Origin of the sequence: Acinetobacter lwoffii (genome assembly GCF_024129855.1) — a bacterium.
In the GTDB taxonomy this organism is placed as follows: domain Bacteria; phylum Pseudomonadota; class Gammaproteobacteria; order Pseudomonadales; family Moraxellaceae; genus Acinetobacter; species Acinetobacter lwoffii_L.
Map to the genome: position 1 here is coordinate 223,141 of NZ_JAMXXC010000004.1, position 8,842 is coordinate 231,982.

General features: G+C 41.2%; 10 protein-coding genes. 6 read left to right on the forward strand and 4 right to left on the reverse strand.

All coding sequences use genetic code 11. The features are described 5' to 3' along the window. Positions 1-11: 11 nt before the first annotated feature. The gene (locus tag NI465_RS06015) at positions 12-392 is read right to left on the reverse strand and encodes a DUF2750 domain-containing protein (RefSeq protein WP_253144625.1); all 381 of its coding nucleotides are present in this window, start codon (positions 390-392) and stop codon (positions 12-14) included. 151 nt (positions 393-543) lie between these two features. Then, positions 544-777, reverse strand: coding sequence for an SEL1-like repeat protein (locus NI465_RS06020; RefSeq protein ID WP_004278686.1), 234 nt, complete (start codon positions 775-777; stop codon positions 544-546). Positions 778-1,001: 224 nt separating this feature from the next. Between NI465_RS06020 and NI465_RS06025 the strand changes: the two genes are divergently transcribed. Further along, positions 1,002-1,361, forward strand: a complete 360-nt coding sequence (locus tag NI465_RS06025; protein WP_034436454.1) for a hypothetical protein — start codon at positions 1,002-1,004, stop codon at positions 1,359-1,361. 98 nt (positions 1,362-1,459) lie between these two features. Further along, positions 1,460-1,783, forward strand: coding sequence for a hypothetical protein (locus NI465_RS06030; protein WP_004645254.1), 324 nt, complete (start codon positions 1,460-1,462; stop codon positions 1,781-1,783). Here the strand turns inward: NI465_RS06030 and NI465_RS06035 are convergent. Beyond that, on the reverse strand, positions 1,707-3,281 hold the full coding sequence (locus NI465_RS06035) for a M16 family metallopeptidase (RefSeq protein WP_044108949.1): 1,575 nt from the start codon (positions 3,279-3,281) through the stop codon (positions 1,707-1,709). The genes NI465_RS06030 and NI465_RS06035 overlap by 77 nt on opposite strands. Next, positions 3,281-4,690 carry a M16 family metallopeptidase gene (locus NI465_RS06040; RefSeq protein WP_253144628.1) on the reverse strand — a complete coding sequence of 470 codons (1,410 nt, stop codon included), beginning with the start codon at positions 4,688-4,690 and terminating at the stop codon, positions 3,281-3,283. The genes NI465_RS06035 and NI465_RS06040 overlap by 1 nt, the downstream gene beginning before the upstream one ends. Before the next feature lie 177 nt (positions 4,691-4,867). Here NI465_RS06040 and ftsY point away from each other — a divergent pair, with 177 nt between their 5' ends. From ftsY to NI465_RS06060, 4 genes are all read left to right on the forward strand, one after another. Further along, entirely contained in the window at positions 4,868-5,971 is a 1,104-nt protein-coding gene (gene ftsY, locus NI465_RS06045; RefSeq protein WP_004278679.1) for a signal recognition particle-docking protein FtsY, read from the forward strand. 177 nt (positions 5,972-6,148) lie between these two features. After that, a complete protein-coding gene (locus tag NI465_RS06050; protein ID WP_253144631.1) occupies positions 6,149-6,838 on the forward strand; it encodes a nitroreductase family protein in 690 nt (229 codons plus the stop codon). Between the two features lie 196 nt (positions 6,839-7,034). After that, a complete protein-coding gene (locus NI465_RS06055; RefSeq protein ID WP_121980000.1) occupies positions 7,035-7,628 on the forward strand; it encodes a nitroreductase family protein in 594 nt (197 codons plus the stop codon). A 211-nt stretch (positions 7,629-7,839) separates the two neighbouring features. Next, positions 7,840-8,454 (forward strand): DUF2057 family protein, encoded by a 615-nt coding sequence (locus NI465_RS06060; protein WP_253144633.1) that lies wholly within the window; start codon positions 7,840-7,842, stop codon positions 8,452-8,454. The last annotated feature ends 388 nt before the right edge of the window (positions 8,455-8,842 follow it).

An 8,842-nucleotide genomic window follows, 5' to 3' on the forward strand; every position in this document is an offset into this window, starting at 1 on the left:
TAGCATGTTATTTAAACAATGTGCAGTCTTTGTTGCGAAAAAAACAGATGACGCATTTGTACAGCAGTCAGTTTGAGTTTTGTTCCATTGGTATTGAACAGGGCCGGGGTAACGTTCAGTCGCGACAGGGTCGGCAATAATGCATTTTCAAAATCTTCAGAATTGATTTTACGTGGGATGTAATCCGGCCAATGCTGCTGGGCATAATTTTTGGCATCCAGCGGATTGAGCCAGAATGGGAAGATGCAGTCTTCCTGGTCACGCATCATCGCCCAGCCTTGGTGATATGCGCCCCATAGCTCGCCACAATTCATCAAAGATTTAAGCATCGTGATCTTTAACAGAAAGTTTTTGCAGATCGGATCAAATTGAATAATTTTTCGTGGTTTCATTAGAATAAAGTGCTATTGGAGTTCAGGCTCTATTCTAGGAACTTTATATGAAATTACTGTTTCAGCTTTGCAAGGATTCGTAAGAAAATATGTATTGATTGCTATTTATTGAAAAAAGGGCTGAAAAAAACGCCACCTAGGTGACGTTTCTTTATGCTTGCATGGTGGCCATGTTTTGCCAGTACTGGGCTTTGAGTGAATCTCGTTCTACACGGAAACCTTGATAATAAAGTTCTGCTAAAAAGAGCGCTGCTTTACCATGGCCTGCACGAGCGGCTTCTTCAAGCTGTTTTACTGCATCAGCAAAGTTCATTTGCGATTGAATGGTATTCACGGCATCTGCGTACAGATGTTCCAGATCGTGTTGAGAGAGTTGTTGTATCATATAAAAACTCCTTAATTTTAATTATGATTACAGGATAGACTATTTAGTCTAAATACAAATATAAATTAGTATTGTTAAACTAATATTACAAAATAATGGAAAAGTCAACTATTCGATTTTATTTGTTTACTTCAGTTATAGTTTAACTGATTAAACTATACACAACTATAAATATTATTAAGCTACATTGTAAATGGATAGCAAACAATAAGGAGAAGGCCATGATGACAAGAACTTTAGATGGTGTGAAATTTGATATGCCTCCGACTGCAGGTCAAATTATGGAACTTGCCGATTTGCATCGTAAAAAACTCGATCAAGCTATATTCAGTAAACATACCCATCTAGGCGATTATGGGCTGGCACAACGTAAAGAAGTATATGATTTTACTCGTGCGCTGGATGAAAACCAGCGTGAGCAGTTTTATAAACTCTATAATGGTGAGCTGGTCCGAATTGCAGATGAGGATCGCTTACATCCGCCTGAAGCAGAAGCCGGCTTAAGTAAATTTGCAATTGCACTGGTATTGCTTGTTGTTGCATTGGTACTGTATTCAACAATTATTACCAGAATCATGAATTAATGCTCAAAATAGCAGGATTCAGCTCTTATGAATATTCAGTGCGCTGACTTGAACTTATGTAACTGCGACCATACACTACCTCTAACCTGAGGTAGTGTATGTCTATAGATACAGAAAAACTAAGCCAATTTTTCAGCAGAATCAAACTGGAACAGATTTATAACAGTGTGGTTATTTTTATTATTGCGATCATTCTACTTTTAGCCGCATTTGCTCTATATCGTCCGTTGAGCATTGCTCAAGTCACCCAGATTCAGCAACTGTCTAAACAGCAAAACCTTCCCCAAACTCAGGATATGGCACTCGCTTTATTAGAGCAGCAGCATATCCGTCGTGGGCAATATCTTAAATTGATGCAGGCTTATCAGCAGGAATCACTTCGGGCACGTCAGCTTCCGCCGGTCTCTGTGGAGATGCCTTAGGCATAGGGTTTGTTGGTAAGTAATAATTGGCATCCATTAAATTTCGCTCCAAACGCATTTTCAAGGCATTTTGATCCAGTTCTTTGTTGACGACGACTAGGGTTAAGTGATCAGGATGAAAATGCTTGCGCACTGCATTTTGTACATCTGCTGCTGTGATTTTAGCCAAGCGTTCTGGATAACTGGATAAATAATCAGTTTGCTCACTATAAAAACCCATATTGCCTAGCTGGGCATTAATGGTGGCATTACTGCTGTAATTATTAGGAAAAGCACGTAACATGCCTGCTTTGGTTTCTTCCAGACGCTGAGTATCAATAGGTTGGCTGACAAAGTGGATAAATGCTTGATGTGCGACCTGAATGCTGTCTAGCAGTTGATCCTGACGCGTGGAATACTTAAAGCTGAATACGCCGGGTGCCTGACTAAAGCTCAATGAACTATAAGCGCCATAAGTAAAACCACGTTTCACCCGTAGTTCCTGCATCAATACTGCATTAAATCCGCTACCGCCAAACATGCGATTGGCGACTTCTAAAGCCAGTTTATCTTCAGTAAAGCGGGTTGGGCCTAAATGCCCAAAGGTGACATGCGCCTGAGACGAGTTATAGGGTAGATGTACCACTTCAAAACCAGATTGAATTTCAGGCTGTGGCAATGCTTCTGCTTTTTGCCCTTGAGGTAAATTGCCGGCAATTCGTTCAGACAGTTCCAGTGCCTGTTTAGGGCTGAGTTTACCGGTAATAGCAATATTCATATTTTGCGCCACCAAAAACTGATCACGGAATTTTTTTAATAATTCTGCGTTAATTTTCTTGGTGCTGCCTTGGGTGCCGCTGATTGGTTCTGCATAAGGATGTTGACCATAAAGGGCACGATAAAACCGGATATCCATCAATCGGCTTGGATTTTCCTGTAGCTGTTTTTGTCCCACTTGGGTATTGCTTAAAGCCAGATTAATGCTGGATGGTTTAAATGATGCATTCTTGAGAACCTCCATCAGCATGCCCAATGCGGGTTCCAGTTTTTCCGGGTCTGAAAGCGTACGCAGACGAACCACAAACATATCCCGATAGGCTTGTACGCTGAATTGTGCTCCGGTTTGGTCAAAAACTTCCGCCACCTGATTGGCGCTATATTTGTCGGTTCCTTCACGCATCAACTTGGCTGCCATATTGGATAGACCATATAGGCCTTTGGCAATTTCCTGATCACGGGCCGAACCGGCATTAAAGGTCAGCTGGATATCTACCATGGGAAGATCTTGCGTTTCAACAAACAGCGTGCGTACTTTGTAGCGATTGTTTAGATCATGAATATAAGGCGCCTGAAAATCCCGTTGCTGATTAATATTTTTTAAGCTTTGCAGCAAAGGGATAGACTGTAACTGACTCGGATTATCATTTTGGTTAGGCTGGGGATCCAGATAGTTTTCTGCATGGGTAGCCGAGCTAAGACTTAAAATTGAAATAAGCAAAAATGAACGAAGTTGAAGCATTATAATCCCCGTTGCTGGGTGTTTTGTTCAGGAGAGAGATAAAGCGTGCTGAGATTTTCACGTACAAAATAGGCGTTTGCGACACGCTGGATATCCTGAACGCTGACACTTTCAAAGTGTTTCGGTAATTCATCCATCAGGCGATAACTCAAGCCATTGACCTCTAGATTTCCAATCATTTTGGCTTGTCCGGCAATATCATCCTGGCTATAGATCAAATTGGAAATAAAGCGGGTACTAATACGATCCACTTCCTGTTGGGTCATCGCTGTAGTTTTAAGTAAATCTACTTCATCCTGAATTGCTTGTTGTGCTTCTTGCAAAGAGATGCCAGGCGCAGGTAAGGCAGAAATACCAAACAGGCTGTCACCGCGATTATAGGGATCATAAGAAACGCTGACAGAGGTCAGAATTTTACGCTCACGTACCAAACGGTCTTGCAGACGCGAAGAAATGCCACTGTCCAAAAGACTGCGAATAATGGTCAAGGCATACGCATCTTGGGGATTTTTTGCAGTGCTGAGGGATTTTACATTCCAGGTCATGTACAGATTGGGCACTTGAACACTGCTATTAATTTCCATATGCCGATAGCCTAAGCGTTCAAATTCCAGTACGTCATTGCGGGCTGGTGTTGGACGTGAGGGAATGTCGGCAAAATATTTTTGTACCTGAGCCAAAGCAGCTTCAGATTCTACATTTCCAACAATCACCAGAATGGCATTATTCGGACTGTACCAGTCCCGATACCATTTTTTGACATCATTCAACTGAATATTATTCAGGGTTTTCATGTGTCCAATCACCGGTTGGCGATAATGGCTGGTCGGATAACTGATCCATTTAAACCGTTCAAAGGCTTGCGCACGCGGATTGTCATCGGTACGCTGGCGCCGTTCTTCCATGACGACTTTAATTTCTGGCTCGAAGTCCTGCTGTCGAAGCAGTAAATTACTCATACGATCAGACTCGAGTTCCAAGGCCATAGGGAAATAAGCCTTAGGATAGAGCTGATAATAATTGGTGTAATTGGTAAAGGTGGCTGCATTGATACTGCCGCCATAAATCCGGCTAAGACGGGTAAATTCATCATTTGGGACTTTATGAGTGCCTTTGAACATCATATGTTCAAGTGCATGGGATACCCCCAGAATATTTCCGGATTCATCACTACTGCCGACTTTGTACCAGATTTGTGTCATTACCATGGGCGCACGATGGTCTTCCCGAATAATGACTTTTAAACCGTTACTTAAAGTGGTTTCAAAAGTAGTCCGTGACAATTCGCTTCGGGTTTGTGCCTGAACCGAGTTAAAACTCAGGCTAAGCAAGACTGCTGCACCGAGTGGATAAAGCGTCTGTTTGATCATTTGCGAGAAAGAGGAGATAGTCAAAAAGGTGATGAACACTAGATCTCCTGAAATAGGCGTTTGTATTTAGAGTTATTTTTAATAAATGCGTGCTTGAAAGCAACCGAGAGCTGTAGCTTTTTGGTATGTTTGTCCAGCATTTGCATTGCTAGCTGCAAAGCAGGCAAGTTATGGTAGAATCTGGGTTTTTAACGCAATGCTTTTCAAGGATTCGGCATGCAACAGCAATCTAATGGGCAAAACAAATTTTTGATTGATGCTGATATCGGAGATGATGATGTCACATTACCGAGCTTACCTGCGGTCAATGTGCCTATCGTAGAAACGCCAAGCGAAACAGCTGTAGTTTCTGCACCTGTCGAAACAGAAACTGAAAATGAAGATTCTGCGGCGAAAGGTGGCTTCTTTAGCCGTATGAAAGTGGGTTTAACCAAAACCCGTAAAAACCTTGCCGATGGGATGGTAAATATCCTGATCGGTGGTAAAGAAATTGATGATGAATTATTAGAAGAAGTCGAAGAGCAGCTTCTGGTGGCCGATATCGGTGTGGAAGCCACCAAGACCATTATCGCTAACCTGACTGAACGTACGGCACGTGGTGATTTGATCTACTCACATTCACTCTATAAAGCGCTTCAGGAAGAACTGGTGGCTTTATTGGCACCACGAGTAAAACCGCTACACATTGATCCGAATAAATCGCCTTATGTGATTCTGGTGGTTGGTGTGAATGGTGTCGGTAAAACGACTACCATTGGCAAGTTGGCAAAACGTCTGCAAGGTGAAGGCAAGACTGTTATGCTGGCAGCAGGTGATACTTTCCGTGCAGCTGCAACGGAACAGCTACAGATCTGGGGTGAGCGTAATAATATTGCAGTCGTGGCTCAAGGTCATGGTGCTGACTCGGCTTCGGTCATTTTCGATGCTTTTGAAAGTGCTCGGGCCAAGGGTGTAGATGTATTAATTGCAGACACAGCGGGTCGTTTGCATAACAAAGGTCATTTGATGCAGGAATTGACCAAAGTAAAACGTGTGATGCAGAAAATTGATGCCACTGCACCGCATGAAGTCATGTTGGTGGTCGATGCCGGTACTGGCCAGAATGCCATTAATCAGGTCGAGATGTTTGATGAGGCGGTAGGCTTGACGGGTCTGACCATTACCAAACTTGATGGTACTGCCAAAGGCGGTGTCCTATTTAATATCGCCAGTCGTACTCATGTGCCGATTCGCTTTATTGGTGTGGGCGAAAAAATTGATGACTTGCGTCCATTCTCTGCCAAATCTTTTGTTGCTGCATTATTTGAAACTGAAAAATAAATAATGCGCAATGCTTCACATAAACTCCGCCAAGTGCGGAGTTTATTGTTTTTAGCCAGTTCGAGTGTTGTAAAAACCGACAGTAAAACCACCACTAAATCTGCCTATCTTAATAAAGGCCTTATAATTGTAGGGGATTCTCTAAGCTGATTTGGCTTGTTTTTTGTGGGGTAGAAAATGGCATTGCTAAATAAGATTGGTCAGGTATTAACAAGCGATATAACCAAGGATTTTAAATTTTCAAGAAAAAATAAACTGAATGATGATTTAGAATTGACTTTTGTCGATCAATTGAAAAAGCGCCGTAGTATCGATCAACTCGGTAAGCGGGTACATTCTAGTCAGGCTTATCTTAGCGAAATCATTCAGGAAGCAGTGCGGAGTTGTCCTTCGGCTTATGATTCTCAAACTACGCGCATTGTGGTGTTATTCGCAGATTCTCATCATCAATTCTGGGAAATTGTGAAACAGGTACAGCGTCAGCATATGCCGGCATATATTTACGAAGGGATGGAAATCAAGTTGAATCAATGTGCTGCTGCCTATGGCACGGTTTTGTTTTATGAAGATCAAGCCGTGATTCAACAATTGCAAAAGAAAATGCCATTAAATAGTGAGGATTTTCCAGCGTGGTCGGAACAAACTTCCGGTATGGCGCAATTTGCTGTGTGGATGACGCTGGCAGATTCTGGTTTGGGAGCATCCTTGCAACATTATAATCCACTGATTGATGAAAGGGTCGCAGAGCATTTTCAGATTGAAAAGAACTGGTTATTACGCGCACAACTTTGCTTTGGGTCAATTGAACAAACAGTAGAAGCAAAATTACAAAAACCGGATCAGCATCGTTTCAAAGTATTTAATTAAAAGTTTATAGAACACTTTATATGTGACAGCATGGAAGCTGCGGATAAAATTAGATACAAATACGCTACCCAGATCTAAATCTGATTGTTCTATAAATAAAACACATTGTTATCGAAATGCACCTGTCTTGGGTGCTTAAAGTACGTAATATAACTTTATCGATTTTCAAATAATCAAAATATAAAGAGGTGGGTTCATGGCATTTTTAGATCAGATTAAACAACGCCGTAGCATTTATTCAATTGGAAAAAATGTAGATCTGGATCAGACAGAAATTGAGAAAATCATTAAAGATGCGGTGAAGCACAGCCCGTCATCTTTTAACTCGCAAACTTCGCGTGTCGTGATTTTGTTTGGTCAATCACACGATACATTCTGGCATATTGTACGTGAAACTTTACGTGACCTGGTTTCAGCTGATGCATTTGAATCAACCAATAGCAAGATCAATGCTTTTGCTGCAGGTTATGGTACCGCACTGTTTTATGAAGATCAGAATGTGGTGAAGTCGATGCAGGAGCAGTTCGCACTCTATGCCGATAACTTTCCGGTCTGGTCTGAGCATTCTTCCGCTATTGCACAGTTTGCAACCTGGACCGCTTTGGCAGAAAAAAATATCGGTGCCTCATTGCAGCACTACAATCCAATTATTGATGAAGAAGTTGCACAAACTTTCGAAATACCATCTCACTGGAAGCTTCGCGCTCAACTGGTATTTGGTTCGATTGAAGCTCCTGCAGGGGAAAAAACCTTTATGGATGATGCAGAGCGCTTTAAGACCTTTGCATAAATAATTTTAGATTAAAAAGTAGATTTAAAAGAAGCACGTTGATGCTTCTTTTTTATGTCTTCGAGTTGTATTTAGATGTGATGTAATATGTCTAGCCAAATAAATGCTAAGAACACAGGCTGTATCGCTCCAGCTTTTGTCATAAGATTGTCATTTAGACGCGGCATAGTGCAGCTAATTTTTAATAAACAACCAAAAATGAGTATAGGATATGGGTTTACGTATTGCGGCAACTGCAGCAGTGTTTCTGTTTAGCACACCAGTTTTTTCGGCAGTGACCGTCACAGTACCTGAAGAAATAAAAATTGTTGCCGTAAATGATCAAGAGGTGAACTCGGGTCTATTACGTTCTAATCAGACTTATAGCTTGGATGCAGGTGTAAATGCGATCAGCGTACGCTATAACGAATTTTTCCAGCATTCAGACAATTCACATGACATTTTAAAGTCAGGTGTGGTTACGGTAAAAACACCAAGCCTTAAAGATGGCGAAACTTATCGTTTAGCGCTCATTCAGGCGCCTAAAGATTTTGATGCAGCGCAAAAATATAAAGATCAGCCCATTATTGGTCTATATGATGCAAAAAATCAGCTCTTAGTCCAGCAGACGGGCGCTAAAGATGCAGCGAAACCATGGTTTGGAAATCGTGTGTTGACTAAAAAAGTGGATATGACAACTCAAGCTGCGACAGCAGTTAATCAACCGGCAGCTATATATACTCAGTCAGCAGAACAGAATGATCAGCAGCTGATTCAATTATGGCAGAAGGCTTCTAAAGCTGAGCGTCAAAAATTTATGACTTGGCTCGCTGAGCAGGCAAATTAAAATATTTTGATGAAGAATCAAAAAGATCACTATAAAGGTGATCTTTTTTATGAGATGAGGGCTAGAAAATTAACATTTGCTTAAAATTTTCATGTGGAATTAGCTAGAAAAGCGCAAAAAAAGTGTTAAAAATAGCCTTTCAGATTAAAAAATAAACGCATGAATGGTTTTTTTGAATATTTTAAAGAAAATCCCTTGCGCTCGTTTTGAAACTGTATAGAATACGCAGCACACCAACGCAATGCATGAAACGAAACGTTAAGTGATTGGGTTGGAGCTTAAAGCTGACGAGGTTTTAAGAAGATCATTAAGAGATTATGAAGAACAACTTGTGTGGATTTTTACTGGTTGATTGATCGAAATTATTTTCATTGATTGATGGTAGAAA